This is a genomic window from Aggregatibacter sp. oral taxon 458 str. W10330 (assembly GCF_000466335.1).
Lineage (GTDB): Bacteria > Pseudomonadota > Gammaproteobacteria > Enterobacterales > Pasteurellaceae > Aggregatibacter.
Genome location: NZ_KE952613.1, coordinates 1 through 16,546 on the forward strand (window position 1 = coordinate 1; position 16,546 = coordinate 16,546).

The 16,546-nt window shown below is 41.5% G+C and carries 14 protein-coding genes; 9 read left to right on the forward strand and 5 right to left on the reverse strand.

The window, feature by feature from the left end; translation table 11 throughout:
- Positions 1 to 145: 145 nt before the first annotated feature.
- From HMPREF9065_RS03585 to putP, 4 genes are all read right to left on the reverse strand, one after another.
- Entirely contained in the window at positions 146 to 817 is a 672-nt protein-coding gene (locus tag HMPREF9065_RS03585) for a DUF484 domain-containing protein (RefSeq protein ID WP_021616356.1), read from the reverse strand.
- A gap of 66 nt (positions 818 to 883) precedes the next feature.
- Positions 884 to 2,182: an adenylosuccinate synthase gene (purA, locus tag HMPREF9065_RS03580; RefSeq protein ID WP_021616357.1), complete on the reverse strand. Its 1,299-nt coding sequence runs from the start codon at positions 2,180 to 2,182 to the stop codon at positions 884 to 886.
- Between the two features lie 86 nt (positions 2,183 to 2,268).
- Entirely contained in the window at positions 2,269 to 3,234 is a 966-nt protein-coding gene (cmoB, locus tag HMPREF9065_RS03575) for a tRNA 5-methoxyuridine(34)/uridine 5-oxyacetic acid(34) synthase CmoB (protein ID WP_021616358.1), read from the reverse strand.
- Positions 3,235 to 3,257: 23 nt separating this feature from the next.
- The gene (gene putP / locus HMPREF9065_RS03570) at positions 3,258 to 4,778 is read right to left on the reverse strand and encodes a sodium/proline symporter PutP (RefSeq protein WP_021616359.1); all 1,521 of its coding nucleotides are present in this window, start codon (positions 4,776 to 4,778) and stop codon (positions 3,258 to 3,260) included.
- A 137-nt stretch (positions 4,779 to 4,915) separates the two neighbouring features.
- On the opposite strand from putP, the gene rng reads away from it, so the two are divergent.
- The 3 genes from rng to HMPREF9065_RS03555 all read left to right on the forward strand — a co-directional run bounded on the left by rng (position 4,916) and on the right by HMPREF9065_RS03555 (position 8,399).
- Positions 4,916 to 6,391, forward strand: coding sequence for a ribonuclease G (gene rng / locus HMPREF9065_RS03565; protein ID WP_033002605.1), 1,476 nt, complete (start codon positions 4,916 to 4,918; stop codon positions 6,389 to 6,391).
- A 182-nt stretch (positions 6,392 to 6,573) separates the two neighbouring features.
- Positions 6,574 to 7,527, forward strand: coding sequence for a helix-turn-helix transcriptional regulator (locus HMPREF9065_RS03560; protein ID WP_021616361.1), 954 nt, complete (start codon positions 6,574 to 6,576; stop codon positions 7,525 to 7,527).
- 161 nt (positions 7,528 to 7,688) lie between these two features.
- The gene (locus HMPREF9065_RS03555) at positions 7,689 to 8,399 is read left to right on the forward strand and encodes an SIR2 family NAD-dependent protein deacylase (RefSeq protein ID WP_021616363.1); all 711 of its coding nucleotides are present in this window, start codon (positions 7,689 to 7,691) and stop codon (positions 8,397 to 8,399) included.
- 51 nt (positions 8,400 to 8,450) lie between these two features.
- On the opposite strand, the gene rhuM is transcribed toward HMPREF9065_RS03555, so the two are convergent.
- Positions 8,451 to 9,446: a virulence protein RhuM/Fic/DOC family protein gene (gene rhuM, locus HMPREF9065_RS03550; protein WP_021616364.1), complete on the reverse strand. Its 996-nt coding sequence runs from the start codon at positions 9,444 to 9,446 to the stop codon at positions 8,451 to 8,453.
- Between the two features lie 228 nt (positions 9,447 to 9,674).
- Between rhuM and HMPREF9065_RS03545 the strand changes: the two genes are divergently transcribed.
- From HMPREF9065_RS03545 to mltG, 6 genes are all read left to right on the forward strand, one after another.
- Positions 9,675 to 9,875 carry a DNA translocase FtsK gene (locus HMPREF9065_RS03545; protein WP_021616365.1) on the forward strand — a complete coding sequence of 67 codons (201 nt, stop codon included), beginning with the start codon at positions 9,675 to 9,677 and terminating at the stop codon, positions 9,873 to 9,875.
- On the forward strand, positions 9,872 to 10,705 hold the full coding sequence (locus tag HMPREF9065_RS03540; RefSeq protein ID WP_021616366.1) for an SIR2 family NAD-dependent protein deacylase: 834 nt from the start codon (positions 9,872 to 9,874) through the stop codon (positions 10,703 to 10,705). Before HMPREF9065_RS03545 ends, HMPREF9065_RS03540 begins: the two co-directional genes overlap by 4 nt.
- A gap of 10 nt (positions 10,706 to 10,715) precedes the next feature.
- A complete protein-coding gene (locus HMPREF9065_RS03535) occupies positions 10,716 to 11,480 on the forward strand; it encodes a PP2C family protein-serine/threonine phosphatase (RefSeq protein ID WP_021616367.1) in 765 nt (254 codons plus the stop codon).
- 33 nt (positions 11,481 to 11,513) lie between these two features.
- Complete coding sequence (locus tag HMPREF9065_RS03530) at positions 11,514 to 13,178, forward strand: DUF262 domain-containing protein (protein ID WP_021616368.1); 1,665 nt, start codon at positions 11,514 to 11,516, stop codon at positions 13,176 to 13,178.
- A gap of 64 nt (positions 13,179 to 13,242) precedes the next feature.
- Positions 13,243 to 15,294 carry an AAA family ATPase gene (locus HMPREF9065_RS03525; RefSeq protein ID WP_033002606.1) on the forward strand — a complete coding sequence of 684 codons (2,052 nt, stop codon included), beginning with the start codon at positions 13,243 to 13,245 and terminating at the stop codon, positions 15,292 to 15,294.
- Positions 15,295 to 15,502: 208 nt separating this feature from the next.
- Positions 15,503 to 16,546 (forward strand): endolytic transglycosylase MltG, encoded by a 1,044-nt coding sequence (gene mltG / locus HMPREF9065_RS03520; protein WP_021616371.1) that lies wholly within the window; start codon positions 15,503 to 15,505, stop codon positions 16,544 to 16,546.

Here is a 16,546-nt window from a genome sequence, read left to right on the forward strand (position 1 = left end):
GGGCTTGTGAAGTATAGGCCCTTATAGGGGAGCCAAAAAACCGCACGTTTTATGTGCGGATTGTTATTGGTGTTGGTGGGAAAGATGAAAAGGCGGTCTGATTCTTTTTTGCAACGAAAAATGTCGCCAAAAAGCACCGCACTTTTCAGATCCATCGTCCCAAATGCAATTCCACAATATCTACAATGTGTTTTAAGAAGGTGGTGTCTTGTCCGTTATGGAATCGAGCCGTATCTCGGGAGGTAAATAATAAAAGTGCGATGGGTTTGTGGCTTGTTTTTGCGCCAAGCAGACAAATTGCCACGGAGCCAATGGGAAATTCCTCCGGCAGAAACATCAGGTGTTTTTCTTTGTTGCTTAAATCGCCCAAGTAAAATTGGCGCAAGCCGAGACGTTCCAAGCGAATCAGTTCAAACGCCTTGCGATCAATCCAATATTGTTCGGGAATAGATTCATTTGTTTGCCACGCATCTCGAAACAGCAATATTTTGGCGCCGTCCAATTCATAGGACTGCACCCATTGTTTCAGTTTTTCTTCGCCCCGTTGGAAATCTTCCGCTTGAAACAATTTCTTTTGTAAAGGCATGAGTGCGTAGAAAATGTCTGCCTCTTGATAGGCAAGTTGATGGAATTTTTCCAAGAATGCCGTCAGGGTTTTGATGTGTTGGCGTTGCTGTTCCAACTGTGCTTCAACCAAAGATAGCGTGCCTTTTTGCGGATGAACCACAGATAGTTTGGCGAGCAATTCGGGGTGGGTAGTGAAAAAATCGGTGTGTTCACGCAAATAAGTAATGATGTTTTGTTCCTGCTCATTCATAAAAAACTCTCCAAAAAAGAACCGCACTTTGATACTTCAAAAGTGCGGTCATTTTTCTATGTGTTTTTACGCAGCAAACGGATCTTGCAAAATCATGGTTTGTACACGATCCGGTCCGGTTGATAGGATAGAAACCGGTACGCCGGTGACTTCTTCGATACGTTTGATGTAATTACGGCAAGTTTGCGGTAATTGATTCACATCAGTGACACCGAAGGTATTTTCTTTCCAACCCGGCATAGTTTCATAAATTGGCTCAACACCTTCCCAGTCTTTCGCGGCAAGTGGTGCGTATTCTACAATGTCGCCGTTTGGCATTTTGTAGCCCACGCAGATTTTCACTTCATCGAAGCCATCTAACACGTCTAATTTCGTCATGCAGAAACCGGAAATAGAGTTTAATTGAATTGCGCGACGAATGGCGACCGCGTCGAACCAACCGCAACGACGTGGACGACCGGTGACCGCACCAAATTCGTTCCCTTTACGGGCAATTTCTGCACCGACTTCATCAAACAATTCGGTCGTGAATGGGCCGCCACCCACGCGGGTACAATAGGCTTTGATGATACCCAACACATAATCCAAATTACGTGGACCAAAACCGGAACCGGTAGCAACGCCACCGGCAGTGGTGTTGGAGCTGGTCACATATGGATAGGTACCGTGGTCGATATCCAACATGGTGCCTTGTGCGCCTTCAAATAAAATGTTGTCGCCATTTTTACGGGCGGTATCTAAAATGGTGGTGATGTCGGCGACCATGCCGGTGATAATATCAGAAACGGCGAACACGTCATCTAAGGTTTTTTGATAATCAACCGGTTCGACTTTGTAGTAGTTCACCAATTGGAAGTTGTAGTAATCAAGGATATTTTTGAGTTTTTCGGCAAAGGCTTCGCGATTAAATAAATCACCTACGCGCAAACCGCGGCGAGCGACTTTGTCTTCATAAGCCGGGCCGATACCACGACCGGTGGTACCGATGGCTTTTTTGCCAAGTGCCGCTTCACGAGCGTGGTCCATCGCAACGTGGTAAGGCAGAATTAATGGGCAAGCTTCGGAGATTAATAAACGGTCACGTACGTTCACGCCACGATTTTCTAATTCGCCCATTTCTTGCATGAGGGCAGCTGGGGAAAGTACAACGCCATTACCGATTAAACAGGTGACGTTATCGCGTAAGATACCTGATGGAATTAAACGTAAAACGGTTTTCTCACCGTTGATGATTAAGGTGTGACCGGCATTATGACCGCCCTGATAACGAACCACATATTTGACGCGGTCGGTGAGCAAATCAACGATTTTTCCTTTTCCTTCATCGCCCCATTGCGCGCCGAGAACAACAACACTTTTACCCATAGTTTTCCGCCTTTTTTAAGCTAGTTTATAAAAATCAACGGTTGCTTACTTTACTATTTTCAACGTTGAATCTCAATGTTATTCCTTTATTTATTCGCTAAAATGACCGCTCTTTTCGGGGCAGGATAGCCTTCGATGGTTTTGCTATGATCATTTGGATCGAGAAAATCAATTAAGGATTCATTTTCTAACCAATCGGTTTTGCGCTGTTCCTCTAATGAGGTGACGGCGACATCCACACAACGCACATTTTTAAAGCCGGTTTTTTGCAGCCAATGAATCAATGCAGCAACGGACGGAATGAAATACACGTTTTTCATTTTGGCGTAACGATCCATCGGCACCAATACCGTGTTTTCATCGCCGTCCACCACTAAGGTTTCGAGCACCAATTCGCCGCCATTAACCAATTGCGCGCGCAGTTGGGAAAGATGATCTAGGGGCGATTTGCGGTGATATAACACCCCCATAGAAAACACCGTATCAAACGCCGCAAGCGGTTGCATTTGCTCGATGCCGAGCGGAATCAAATTGGCACGGCGATCGTCATTTAAGAGTTTGCGAACCACTTCAAATTGACATAAGAACAATTCCGTCGGGTCGATGCCCACCACCATTTTCGCGCCTTCGCCCACCATGCGCCACATATGATAGCCACTGCCGCAACCCACATCTAAAATTGTGCGATCTTGCAACGGCGCTAAATGCGGTAGCACGCGATCCCATTTAAAATCAGAGCGCCATTCGCAATCCACATGAATACCAAGCAAATGATAAGGCCCTTTGCGCCATGGCATGAGTTGTTTTAAATGGTGAATAATGCGCTGGCGTTCGCCATCGGAAAGCGCAGAATCACACTCAGATTTGACCGCACTTTTTAGATCAATACGGGAAGCCGGCAAGTGCGGTAGAAATTCCACGACTTTTGCCCATTTGGCATATTCCCCGTGGGTTTGCTGTTGCCATTGTTTCATTTGTAATGGCAAGGTTTCCAACCAAGGGGAAAGAGGGGTCGTAGCAATTTGTTGATAAAAAGGGCGAAAATCGATCATATCGTTATCTCGGTGAATTAAGGTTACAGCGCATCATAATACGCTTTTTGGGCTTTCTCAAAGGTGTCGGTAATGGTCGCGTCCGGTTTTGCGGATAAGAGAGACACAATAATAATGGCGATGGCGGCGAACATAAAGCCCGGAATCATTTCATACACTTGCGCCCATTCGCTTTCTTGCGGTAAACATTCTTTCCAAGCAAACACCGTTATTGCGCCAGTGAGCATGCCTGCCATGGCACCGGAAGAGGTCATGCGTTTCCAAAAGAGTGAAAGTAAAACCACCGGGCCAAAGGCGCTACCAAACCCCGCCCAAGCAAATTCCACGAGTTTCAACACCTTACTGTTTTGGTCTTGTGCAATCCAAATGGCAACGGCGGCAATCACCAACACCATGATGCGACCTAACCAAACTAATTCTTTTTCAGATGCTTTCGGACGGATAAAGCCTTTGTAAAAGTCTTCCGTGATCGCACTGGAAGAAATTAACAACTGGCAACTTAAGGTACTCATCACCGCAGCAAGAATGGCGGAAAGTAAAATACCGGCAATCCACGGATTAAATAATAGTCGGGATAATTCAATAAAAACTTGCTCCGGCTCATGGTTTACCAAAGCGGCGGAAGCGGTGTTTGCATTTGCATAGAAATACGCCATGCCAAAGAAACCGATGGCAACGGCACCCACTAAGCAAAGCACCATCCATGTCATGCTGATTTTGCGCGCTTTATTGAGGGAACGCACAGAGTCTGCCGCCATGAAGCGAGCGAGAATGTGTGGTTGACCGAAATAACCTAAGCCCCAGGCTGCAAGGCTTAACAAGCCCATAATGGTGGTGCCACGGAATAAGTCGGTAAATTCTTTTTGCGCGCTCATTTCGGCTTGTTGTATGACATTTTGTAGATCATCAACGCCGCCGATAGAGATCACCACAAAAACAGGGGTAAGCAATAAGGCGAAAATCATCAGTGTGGCTTGAATCGTATCCGTCCAGCTCACGGCAAGAAAGCCACCGATAAAGGTATAGGCGATTGTGGCAAGTGCGCCGTACCAAAGTGCGGTGGAATAATCAATTGAAAAGAGGTTTTGGAATAATTTTGCCCCCGCCACCACACCTGAGGCGCAATAAATGGTGAAGAATACCAAAATAATGGAGGCGGAAACGATTTTTAACGCATTGTGACGCGTGCCAAAGCGATGATGAAAATATTCAGGCAGGGTTAAGGCATTATGATTGAATTCGGTGTAAACCCGTAAACGTCCGGCAACGAAGAGCCAGTTTAAATAGGCTCCCAAAGTCAAACCGATGGCAATCCAGCCTTCGACCAAACCGGATAAATACACGGCACCCGGCAATCCCATCAATAACCAACCGGACATATCCGAAGCACCGGCAGACATTGCTGTGACGAAACTGCCTAAGCGACGCCCACCCAAAATGTAATCGGATAAATCTTTGGTGTAATAATAGGCGGCAACCCCAATGCCAATCATGCCGAAAATATAAATAGTAAATGTAACAATTGTCGGATCTAAACCAAACATCCTATCAATCCTAAAAATAGTTCTTATATTCAAAAAAAGGGGGGCATTTTACCTTATTTGCCCCTGTTATTCTATTTTCCTTTTCGTTAGACTAATCGGCAAAATCAATAACAATGACATTTTGGATAAGATATTTTATGGATTCTGTTGAATTATTGGTCAATGTGACACCAAATGAAACGCGCATTGCCTTAGTGGAAACCGGTTTGCTCAAAGAAGTGCATATTGAACGCCAAGGCAAACGCGGTATTGTCGGAAATATTTATAAAGGCCGCGTCACCCGTGTATTACCGGGAATGCAATCGGCATTTGTGGACATCGGGCTGGAAAAAGCCGCCTTTTTACATGCGTCAGATATTGTATCGCACACCGAATGTGTAGAAGAAAGTGAACAAAAGCAATTTGTGGTGAAAGACATTTCCCAACTGGTACATGAAGGGCAGGACATTGTGGTGCAAGTGGTAAAAGATCCGCTTGGCACGAAAGGCGCGCGACTCACTACCGATATTACCTTGCCTTCCCGTTACTTAGTGTTTATGCCGGAAAATAGCCATGTGGGCGTGTCACAACGCATTGAAAGCGAGGAAGAGCGTAATCGCTTGAAAGAACTCACCTTACCTTTATGTGATGAATTGGGCGGTTTTATTATCCGTACTGCGGCCGAAGGGGCGACTGAACTGGATTTACAACAAGATGCCGATTTCTTAAAACGCTTGTGGCGAAAAGTGCTAGAACGCCGTGCGAAATACCCAACTCGTTCTATGCTTTACGGCGAATTGGCGCTGACACAGCGCATTCTGCGCGACTTTATCGGGGGCAAATTGGATCGCATTCACATTGACTCCCGACTTTGTTTCAATGACGTGAAACAATTCACCGAAGAATTCATCCCCAACCTCACCGACAAACTGATTTTATACACGGGAAATCAACCGCTCTTTGATGTTTACAGTGTGGAAAAGGGGATCCATCACGCGTTAGATAGACGAGTGAATCTCAAATCCGGTGGCTATTTGATCATTGAGCAAACAGAAGCCATGACCACGATCGACATCAATACCGGTGCATTCGTAGGGCATCGTAATTTAGAAGAAACCATTTTCAACACTAATATTGAAGCCACCAAAACCATCGCGCAACAACTTCAACTGCGCAATCTCGGCGGCATGATTATCATTGATTTCATCGATATGCAAAGTGAAGAACATCGCAATCGCGTGTTGGAATCCTTGCAAGATGCCTTATCGCGTGATCCGGTGAAAACAAATGTGAATGGCTTCACGCAATTAGGTTTGGTAGAAATGACCCGTAAACGTACGCGGGAAAGTTTGGAACATGTATTGTGTTGCGAATGCCCAACCTGCCAAGGCCGCGGGCGGGTAAAAACTGTGGAAACCGTGTGCTATGAAATCATGCGCGAAATTATCCGTGTGCATCATTTATTTTCTAGCGAACAATTTGTGGTTTATGCCTCCCACGCGGTTGCGGACTATTTAATCAACGAAGAATCCCACGGTTTGTTAGCCGAGTTGGAAGTCTTTATTGGCAAACAAATCCAAGTAAAAACCGAACCGTTTTACACACAGGAACAGTTTGATGTGGTGGTGATGTAAAAAGTGCGGTGGGAAAACAATCTATTTTTCGAACGTTTTCGTTTTTATGTCATCGAATGTTGTTTTCTCCCTCACTACAATAACCGTCCTGAGCAACGTATCGTTGTATTGGGATAACGCAATTTAATTCTTATCCCCGACAATATGTTGGGGATTTTTACATAACAACGCTGAGAAACAATATGGCAAAAGAATCCAATTCCCTATATTTACAATTAGAAATTTTACGTTTAATTCCAAAACGCAGTTACATCAGCACGCATGAAATCCAACAGAAGTTAGAGGACATTGGTTTTTTTCGAGATATTCGTAGTATTCAACGCCAGTTAAAAAGCCTGTCAGAACAGTTTGATATTGAATGTAATACCCTCAGCAAGCCTTACAGTTATCGCTGGAAAGAAAATGCTAAAGGACTCGATTTGCCGATTTTAAACGAGCAACAATCTTTGGTATTAATGTTAGCGAAGCAATATTTGAAAGGCATTTTGCCTGCAAATATCCTCAATTCCATGGAATCCTTTTTTAAGCAGGCAGAATATAATTTGGTTTATGATACCAATAAAAAATCCGGTTCCGAATGGCTGAACAAAGTGGCGATTGCGCCAACCAGTCAACCGTTATTGCCGGCGAAAATTGAGCCTGACATTTTTGCTCAAATCAGTACCGCACTTTATCAAAACCGATTTCTACAGGTGCATTACCGAAGTATTCACGGCAAAGAGCACAAAGCACAAGTTAAACCACTTGCTTTGGTGCAACAAGGCCCGAGTAGTTATTTAGTCGCGCAATATGAACATGGTGATATTTTGCATCTTGCGTTGCATCGTTTGCTTGAGGTTACTGTGAGTACCATGCAATTTGATCGCCCGGATTTTAATTTGAAAGCTTATGTTGAAAGCCAAAAATTCGGTTTTAGTTATGGCAGAAAAATTCGCTTAACGTTTAGAGTGGATAAAGCGATTGGAGGATTTTTGACAGAAACGCCGTTATCAGTCGATCAAACGGTGAAAGATTGTGGCAGTGAATATGAAATTTCAGCCACGGTCATTGAGAGTGAAATGTTGAACTGGTGGATTGCGCATTTTGGCGAAAATTATCAAGAAATTGAGCGTGTATATCTCGAGGAAATTTCCTAACGACACACATTGTCGTTTTATGTTTTATGATAAAGCCATCAACAGAGAGGACATTAAGATGAATTCTTATCAATCACCTGATAAACCGGGAATATTTTGGGGCATGGTGGCGAAAGATAGACGGATTGATAAGATTTCAAAAATGAGAGGAGAGAAAAAGCATGACAACGAAAAATAAACCAATTTGCGTCGTATTAACCGGTGCGGGGATTAGTGCTGAAAGTGGCATTCCTACCTTCAGAGCGGAAGACGGTTTGTGGGCAGGGCACAAAGTCGAAGAAGTGTGTACGCCGGAAGCCTTACAAAAGAACCGTGCGAAAGTGCTCGATTTCTATAATCAACGCCGTAAAAATGCCGCCGCAGCTAAGCCAAACGCTGCGCATCTTGCCTTAGTTGAATTGGAAAAAGCCTATGATGTGAGAATCATCACGCAAAATGTGGATGATTTACATGAGCGAGCAGGAAGCTCAACTGTTTTACATTTACACGGCGAATTAAACAAAGCGCGCAGTAGCTTTGATGAAAGTTATATCGTGGATTGTTTTGGCGATCAGAAATTAGACGATAAAGATCCAAGCGGACATCCGATGCGTCCTTATATCGTCTTTTTTGGTGAAATGGTGCCGATGCTAGAACGAGCCATTGAGATTGTAGAACAAGCGGATGTGGTATTAGTGATTGGCACCTCTTTGCAAGTGTATCCTGCCAATGGCTTAGTCAATGAAGCCCCACGCAATACGTCGATTTACTTAATCGATCCGAATCCCAATACAGGCTTTGTACGCAAGCAAGTGATTACAATAAAAGAAAAAGCCGGGACAGGCGTGCCGAAAGTAGTGGCAGAGTTATTGGAGAACGTTAAAAACTTATAGAAAAACGACCGCACTTTTCACGCAAATAGCGACTTTGGTCGCTATTTGTTGTTATTCCCCTTGCTTAAGCATATGCATAATAAGCCTAATGAGCGTTTCTTTTTGTTTGGGATCAGATTCGGCAACTAATAACGTGAGTGCAGCAAGCCCGGTATCATTGATAACCGGATGACCATTATGATCAAACAAACGGCCATTTCGATGTAAGAAATCCACAAACAAAAACGCTCCGCTACGTTTATTACCGTCTGAAAAAGGATGGTTTTTGACTACGAAATACAGTAAATGTGCGGCTTTTGCTTCAATGCTTGGGTAGGCAGGTTCACCAAACACACTTTGATCTAAATTGCCTAAAATAGCAGATAAGCCATCATCTCGTTCACGTCCAAACAGATCACTTGCTTCGCCTTTTGCCATAAGCTGTGCTTTTAACTCAGCCAGTGCAGAACAAGCTTCGGAATAGGTGCGCAACATGCCGCCTTGCTGGGTTTTCGGTTCGGCAAGTAAACCTTCATCATATTGTTGTAGCCATAAAAATGTATGCGTATAACGGCTGACAATATCCACTAATCCACGACCGCTTTCTAGCGTTAATTCCGATGAATTTGCCGTTTTTTGAATAAGCGCAAGTGCTTGTTCTAATTCGTGAGCATTTTGCTGTAAACGTTTTTGATTAATGGTATAGCCTTGAGTAAAGTACTCTTTTAAACGAGCGGTTGCCCAAATTCTAAATTTAGTCCCTAAAATAGAATTGACTCTATAACCCACAGATATAATCACATCAAGATTATAGTATTCGATTATTCGATTAATCTGTCTTTTGCCCTCAATTTGAACCGTTGCATTTTTTGCAACAGTTGATTTTCTATCTAACTCTCCATCACTATAAATATTTCGTAAATGGCGTGAAATAACAGATTTATCGCGCCCAAATAAATCAGCCATCTGTTGTAAACTCAGCCAAACCGTATCCTTTTCAAATCTAACTTCTACTTGTGTCGTGCCATCTTGCGCTTGGTAAATTTCAATTGGGTTTTGGTTATTCATATTCTTCCTTTGAAATAATAAGATATATGTATATATAAACAGGTAAAGAAATGTATTGCAATACTGTATAACCTTAATTTTCAAAAAATCTTCTCAAAAGAATTGCGCGTTAAATTTCCTAGCGACACGAATTGTCGCTTATTTCCGTATCATTTTTTATAAAAGAGAGATTTTTTACTTTTTACAATTCTCTCAATCCATTTATCGTCGCAACATAGGAGAAAAATCATGCCAATGAAAGTCACTTTTAATCGAGATCCGCTTTTTGAGGATGTAAAAAAATTTGTACAACAACAAAAAATGGCGTCTTGCTCAATGATTCAACGGCGATTTAGGTTAGGTTTTAATCGAGCAGGGCAAATTTTAGAGCAATTAGAAGAAGCCGGTGTTATTTCAACAATGAAAAATGGGCAGAGAAAAGTATTATGAAAAATGATTTGAACTATGCCGTGGAGCTTATCCGCAAAGCAGATGGCATTTTGATTACTGCCGGTGCGGGTATGAGTGTGGATTCAGGTTTACCGGATTTTAGAAGTAGTGGAGGATTTTGGAATGCCTATCCGGCATTTCGTGAACATAACTTGAATTTTCAGGATATTGCGACACCGATGTCCTTTGAAACGCACACAGAGCTGATCTATTGGTTTTACGGACACCGTCTAGTGCAATATCGTAACACTACGCCACATGAAGGTTACCAAATTCTAAAACGCTGGGCATCGGAAAAACCGTACGGTTATTTTGTGTTTACCAGTAACGTGGATGGTCATTTTCAAAAAGCCGGATTTGAAGAAAAACGGGTTTATGAAGTGCATGGCACGCTAGAACGTATGCAATGTGTTCATGATTGCCATCATCAAAGCTGGACGGCGAAGGATTTTCAACCGGAAGTGGATAACGTTAACTTGCGCTTAACGAGCCCTTATCCGCGCTGCCCTTTTTGTGGTGGTTTAGCGAGACAAAATGTCTTAATGTTTGACGACTGGTTTTACAATCGCAATTATCAAGATTTGAAACGAACCTCCTTAGATCAATGGATTAAAGGCGTGCCGAATTTAGTGGTGATTGAACTTGGTGCAGGCAAAGCGATTCCAACGGTTCGATATTTTTCCGAACGCACGGCAAAAGCCAAGAAAGCCGGCTTTATTCGCATTAATCCGCAAGACGGTGGCGTATCAAAACATCATTTTTTAGGGCTGGATATGACCGCACTTGAGGCTTTAAAAGCAATAGATGCTTTATTAAATCAATCAACATAAGGAAACCAATATGCAAAATGTCTGCCAAATCACCTTTTGTCAGCAAATTGGAAAAAATAAAAAGCACAATCAAGATGCGTTGTTTAATGGTGAAACGGTTTTTCAGTTTAAATTAAAAACAGCAGAAAAACGCCTTGAAAATCGACCGCACTTTATCATTGGCATTGCCGATGGTATTTCCAATAGCAATCATGCGGAAAAAGCCAGTAAGTGTGTCATGTCGGCGTTGCAAAAGATTCAAACATTAAGTCGAAACACCATTCCCTATTTGCAAGATAAATTATCGGAACAGTTGGCAGACTCCTATTTTGGTTCGGCAACCACATTCGTCGCCGCGGAAATTGATCAAGTCAATCAAAAAGCCAAAATTCTCAGTGTGGGCGACAGTCGTGCTTATTTAATTGATGCTCAAGGTAAATGGCGACAAATTACAAAGGATCATTCTATTTTGTCCGAATTGTTAGAACTATCGCCTCATCAAAAAGAAGAGGATTTCGCCACAATTTATGGCGGCGTTTCTTCTTGTTTAGTCGCCGATTATTCCGAATTCCAAGATAAAATTTTTTATCAGGAAATTGAAATTAAACAGGGTGAAAGTCTATTACTTTGTTCTGACGGCTTGACCGACTGGCTTTCAGATGAAATGCGCGAAAAAATTTGGCAGAAATATCCCGATGATAAAGCTCGCCTCACAGTTTGTCGTAAGATGATTGAGAAGCAATCGTTTTCGGATGATTTGTCGGTAGTGGTTTGTAGATTAAAACTGTATAATTAAACACTCTATTTTACATTTTATAAGGAAAAAATTATGTCTTATCAAGGAATTTCGATCCGCGAGGTTTTAGATAAAATTAATGCCAATACAAACGGTTGGTATTTGCCGGAAGTGCAACGCCAGTATGTTTGGGGAAATCGCAATAATTCTGAAGATTATGTGTGCTTATTATTAGATTCTTTATTGCAAGGTTATCCTATCGGCGCGATTGTTGTATGGGAAAATTCAGCTAAAGTACCTTTCCGACTATTCTTAACTGATTACGCATCAAATAAATTCAATAAGTCGGTTGAAGAAGGTAGATGGGGTCAAAGTAAATCGTTAGTTTATGATGGGCAGCAACGATTACAAACTTTATATTCTGTACTGAAATATACATTTAATGATCGGGTTTTACATTATGATTTATTTTTTGATGCTAAAAATGCAAATGCAGATGAAACAGGTTTCTTATTTAGAAATAAGGATGCAGTCCCTGAATTACGTTATTTAAAGTTGACAGAGCTTTGTTCGATATCTTGTTCAGAAGAGTCAGAAGCAAAATATATCATCGAGGATCGGTTAGTTCCTTTATATGAGAATGATAAAGAAAAAAGATCTATTGTTCGTCAAAATCTTAATAGATTATGGGATATCTTTGTAAAAGATAATGAAAAACAAATTGCTTATTTCCCAATTAAAGCAAATAGTCCTGATACGGCAAATGAAGTTTTTCGTCGATTAAATATTGGAGGAGTTTCGTTGACTTCAGTAGAATTAGTTTTAAGTAAAATAAAGGCAAAATATTATGATTTTGAAGAGAAATTATGGGAGCTTTCGAATAAAATTAAAAAATATGATATTGAATTTTCTTCAGAACAGCTATTGCAATTACTTTATCTTTTGATTAAGGGAACAATTCGCGTAGATGATCGCTACTTCAAGGGAACTGATGAGGAACTTGATCTATTTAATAGTAAATTAGAAGATGTAGAGATTCCTCTTCTTGATTTTTTTAATTATTTAAGAAGCGAGTTTAATATAAACCATAATTATATCATACCTAGATGGGCAGCTATATTGCCAATGATAATTTATTTAATTAGACGAAACGAGATTAATCATAATTATAAATGGAGTGATAATTATAATGATGAACATAAAAAGCAAATGAAAGCTGTTCATCAATACTTTTTATCTTCACAAATTTTGGATTGGAATACGCAGACAATGGTCAACGAATTTTCTCGTTTGGCTACAGAAGCAGCAAAAAATCAACATGAATTTCCTCTAAGTGAAATCAAAGCATTTGCAGTATCCAAAAATCGTGTAGGTGAATTAAATGAAAGTAACTTTACTTGGCAGCCTTGGTTTGCTTTAAAAATGTTACAACCAGGAAGAGCATTTAATTTTACGGAAAATAAACCTCATATTGATCATATATTCCCAATGAATAGAGGTAGTGATAATGAGAACTATCAAAATGAAGTTGATGTATTATGGAATTTCCAAATATTACCTGCAGGTGTAAATCTTTATAAATGGAATAAATCTCCGAAAGAGTTTTTATTAGCTCATCCAGAACTTAAAGAGAAATTTGATTTTATGCCTGATTTAGAAAGTGAAGTATGGAATAGTCATACGGACTTCATTCAATATCGCAAGAAATTAATGATTACATATTTAAAAGATAGGTATGATATCTCATTAAATCTATAACGACACCTTTTGTCGCACCCCTCACTAAAATACTCCTTACCAACCCAGTAAGGAGTATTTTTTTATGTCTGAATATAAATTAAACCCACCGACGGTGTCTTCTTATACTGAAAATATGATGCTTAAAGTTTTATTTGAGCATAAAGGTTTTTCCGAAGTGTTTCGGGAGAGCAGCTGGCGAAGTGATGAAATTGCCAGTGCATTTGGGCTGCCTGAAGAATTAGAGAATGATAAAAATTTACGCACGGTTGCTCGTCGGCTTTTAAAAGAGCGGTATAAAACACTTCAAAAATCCACCGCACTTTTACCGGAGTTATGGAAACAGGCGTATGAAAATTTGGCAACGTTGGCAGAATTTTTGCAGCTGAATCCCGTTGAACAGGAACTTCTTCGCTTTGCCATGCATTTACGCAGTGAAGGGCCTATGCGAGATTTGTTTGAGTACTTGCCGAAATCGGATTTACAAAGAACGGCTGCGATCATGGCGGATTTACTTAAACAGCCGAAAAATCAGATTTTATCTGCCTTAAAGAAAGGCAGTAAACTCGATGCTTATGGCCTGATTGATCGCGATTATCGCCCCGATAGTGTGCATGATTATTTAGATTGGGGCGAAACCTTAGATTTTGATGAGTTTGTGACACAACCATTAAACGAAAATGTCCTATTAAAATCTTGTACGGAAGTCGCTCAAGTGCCAAGTTTGCAACTGGATGATTTTGCCCATATTGCCGGCATGAAAGAGATGATGTTGACCTATTTACAACAAGCACTAAAACATCATCGGAAAGGCGTGAATCTTTTAATTTATGGCGTGCCCGGCACCGGTAAAACCGAATTTGCCGGGTTGCTTGCACAGGCATTAGGGATTTCGGCGTATAACATTACTTATATGGATTCTGACGGAGATGTTGTGAAGGCAGAGCAACGCCTGAACTACAGTCGCCTTGCTCAAACGCTATTGAACGGGAAGCAGGCACTTTTAATTTTTGATGAAATTGAAGACGTGTTTAACGGCTCGTTTATGGAGCGTTCTGTTGCGCAAAAAAATAAAGCCTGGACAAATCAGTTGTTGGAAAACAATAACGTGCCGATGATTTGGTTATCCAATTCTGTACACAGCATAGATTCGGCTTTTTTACGTCGCTTTGATTTTGTGTTTGAAATGCCGGATTTACCGTTAAAAAATAAATCGGCGTTAATTTCTCAGCTGGCAGGCGGTAAATTAACGACGGAATACGTGCAGCATTTTGCCAAAGTGCGGTCACTTTCACAGGCGATTTTAACGCGTGTATTCAATGTAGCAAATGCGGTTGATAACGGCAAAAAAGCCTTTTCTGAGGTTTTGCTTACGCTCTTTAATGAAGCCTTACAGGCACAAGGTAAAAAGAAAATTGAGCCGTTGGTGGAAAGTAAACTGAGTTATCAGCTTGAGTGGGTTTCCTGTAATGAGAATATTCATAAAATCAGCGAAGGATTAATGCGAACCAAGAAAGGTCGAATTTGTTGTTATGGTCCGCCGGGCACGGGGAAAACCGCTTGGGCTGGTTGGCTTGCCGAGCAGTTAGATATGCCGTTGTTGCTTTGCAAAGGGTCTGATTTGCTCGATCCTTATGTGGGCGGAACGGAACAAAAAATTGCGGAGGCATTTGAATCGGCGAAGCGAGATAATTGTCTGTTGGTGCTGGACGAAGTGGATACATTCTTATTTTCACGCGATGGTGCAGAACGTAGTTGGGAACGTTCTCAAGTCAATGAGATGTTGACGCAAATTGAGCGTTTTGAAGGTTTAATGGTGGTTTCAACGAATTTGATGAATGTGCTGGATCCGGCAGCATTACGGCGTTTTGATTTAAAGCTAAAATTTGATTATTTAACGCCACAACAGCGTTTGGATTTTGCTAAACAACAAGCAGAAAAATTGAATTTGGGCGTATGGGATGAACCCCATTCAAAACGTCTCCTGGAGTTGAACTTACTCACGCCGGGCGATTTTGTTGCTGTTGCCAGACGACACAATTTTTCGCCCTTTGAGAATCTAGAAGATTGGTTAGAAGCCTTGTATAGCGAATGCCGTGTGAAGCCGGAATTTTCCCGCAAAAAGGTCGGTTTTTAATCGTTGTTACGTTTTCAGACAAAGCGTGAGATGTCTTACGCCCCACTGGAAGATATTAAAGTGGTGATTGAGCGACAGCCTTAAAAAACACGGCGAAAAACACCGTGAAAAGCTACCGCACTTTCTTGCGCTAAAAACGGTAAAACAACAGGGCTGAAAAAGGAAAGCTTGTGGTATAATCCGCAAAATTTCTCGTTTTCTTAAGTTTATGAAAAAAATCGTTTTATTTTTCTTTTTATGCCTCATTCTGCTTGCCGGTGCAGGATTCTGGGGATTCCAGCAATTACAACAATTTTTGCATCAACCGGTGAATGTGCAAAACGATCAATTATTAACCATAGAACGCGGTACAACCAGTAATAAATTAGTCACGTTGTTAGAGCAAGAAGGTATTTTGGACAGTGCCGCATTATTGCCTTGGGCCTTAAAATTACACCCTGAATTGAGTAAAGTGAAAGCAGGCACATATTTATTGGATGATGTGAAAACCGTAGAAGATTTGCTGAAATTGCTCAACTCCGGCAAAGAAGCGCAATTCAACGTGCAATTTATTGAAGGCAACACCTTTAAAAATTGGCGAAAACGTCTCGAAAACGCACCGCACTTAAAACAGACCTTAAAAGATAAATCTGAACAAGAGATTTTCCAGTTATTGGCACTGCCAAAAGTCTCAGAAGCCATTGATGAATGGATGAAAATCGACGGTTGGTTGTATCCGGACACTTATAATTACACGCCGAACTCTACCGACTTAGAACTGTTGCAACGCGCTGCAGAACGCATGAAAAAGGCCTTAGACAAAGCCTGGAATGAGCGCGATAAGGACTTACCGTTAGAAAATTCTTACGAGATGTTGATTCTCGCATCTATCGTGGAAAAAGAAACCGGCATCGCCGCAGAGCGTCCCCAAATTGCCTCGGTGTTTATCAATCGTTTGAAAGCCAAAATGAAACTTCAAACCGATCCGACAGTGATTTATGGCATGGGTGAGGATTACACCGGCAATATTCGTAAAAAAGATTTAGAAACGCCGACCCCTTATAACACCTATGTGATTGACGGCTTACCGCCGACGCCGATTGCCATGCCAAGCGAAGATGCATTGCAAGCTGTGGCCCATCCTGCACAAACGGAATTTTATTATTTCGTTGCCGACGGCACGGGCGGTCACAAATTCAGTCGAAACTTAAATGAACACAATAAAGCGGTGCAGGAATACTTACGCTGGTACCGCCAACAAAACGGGAAATAA

Bases quoted from the DNA above. Each gene is read 5' to 3' on its own strand.
- HMPREF9065_RS03540 (WP_021616366.1), top strand. From the start codon at position 9,872: ATGAAAAATGATTTGAACTATGCCGTGGAGCTTATCCGCAAAGCAGAT.
- HMPREF9065_RS03525 (WP_033002606.1), top strand. From the start codon at position 13,243: ATGTCTGAATATAAATTAAACCCACCGACGGTGTCTTCTTATACTGAA.
- HMPREF9065_RS03530 (WP_021616368.1), top strand. From the start codon at position 11,514: ATGTCTTATCAAGGAATTTCGATCCGCGAGGTTTTAGATAAAATTAAT.
- HMPREF9065_RS03560 (WP_021616361.1), top strand. From the start codon at position 6,574: ATGGCAAAAGAATCCAATTCCCTATATTTACAATTAGAAATTTTACGT.
- HMPREF9065_RS03555 (WP_021616363.1), top strand. From the start codon at position 7,689: ATGACAACGAAAAATAAACCAATTTGCGTCGTATTAACCGGTGCGGGG.
- cmoB (WP_021616358.1), bottom strand. From the start codon at position 3,234: ATGATCGATTTTCGCCCTTTTTATCAACAAATTGCTACGACCCCTCTT.
- HMPREF9065_RS03545 (WP_021616365.1), top strand. From the start codon at position 9,675: ATGCCAATGAAAGTCACTTTTAATCGAGATCCGCTTTTTGAGGATGTA.
- HMPREF9065_RS03585 (WP_021616356.1), bottom strand. From the start codon at position 817: ATGAATGAGCAGGAACAAAACATCATTACTTATTTGCGTGAACACACC.
- HMPREF9065_RS03535 (WP_021616367.1), top strand. From the start codon at position 10,716: ATGCAAAATGTCTGCCAAATCACCTTTTGTCAGCAAATTGGAAAAAAT.
- rhuM (WP_021616364.1), bottom strand. From the start codon at position 9,446: ATGAATAACCAAAACCCAATTGAAATTTACCAAGCGCAAGATGGCACG.
- rng (WP_033002605.1), top strand. From the start codon at position 4,916: ATGGATTCTGTTGAATTATTGGTCAATGTGACACCAAATGAAACGCGC.
- mltG (WP_021616371.1), top strand. From the start codon at position 15,503: ATGAAAAAAATCGTTTTATTTTTCTTTTTATGCCTCATTCTGCTTGCC.
- putP (WP_021616359.1), bottom strand. From the start codon at position 4,778: ATGTTTGGTTTAGATCCGACAATTGTTACATTTACTATTTATATTTTC.
- purA (WP_021616357.1), bottom strand. From the start codon at position 2,182: ATGGGTAAAAGTGTTGTTGTTCTCGGCGCGCAATGGGGCGATGAAGGA.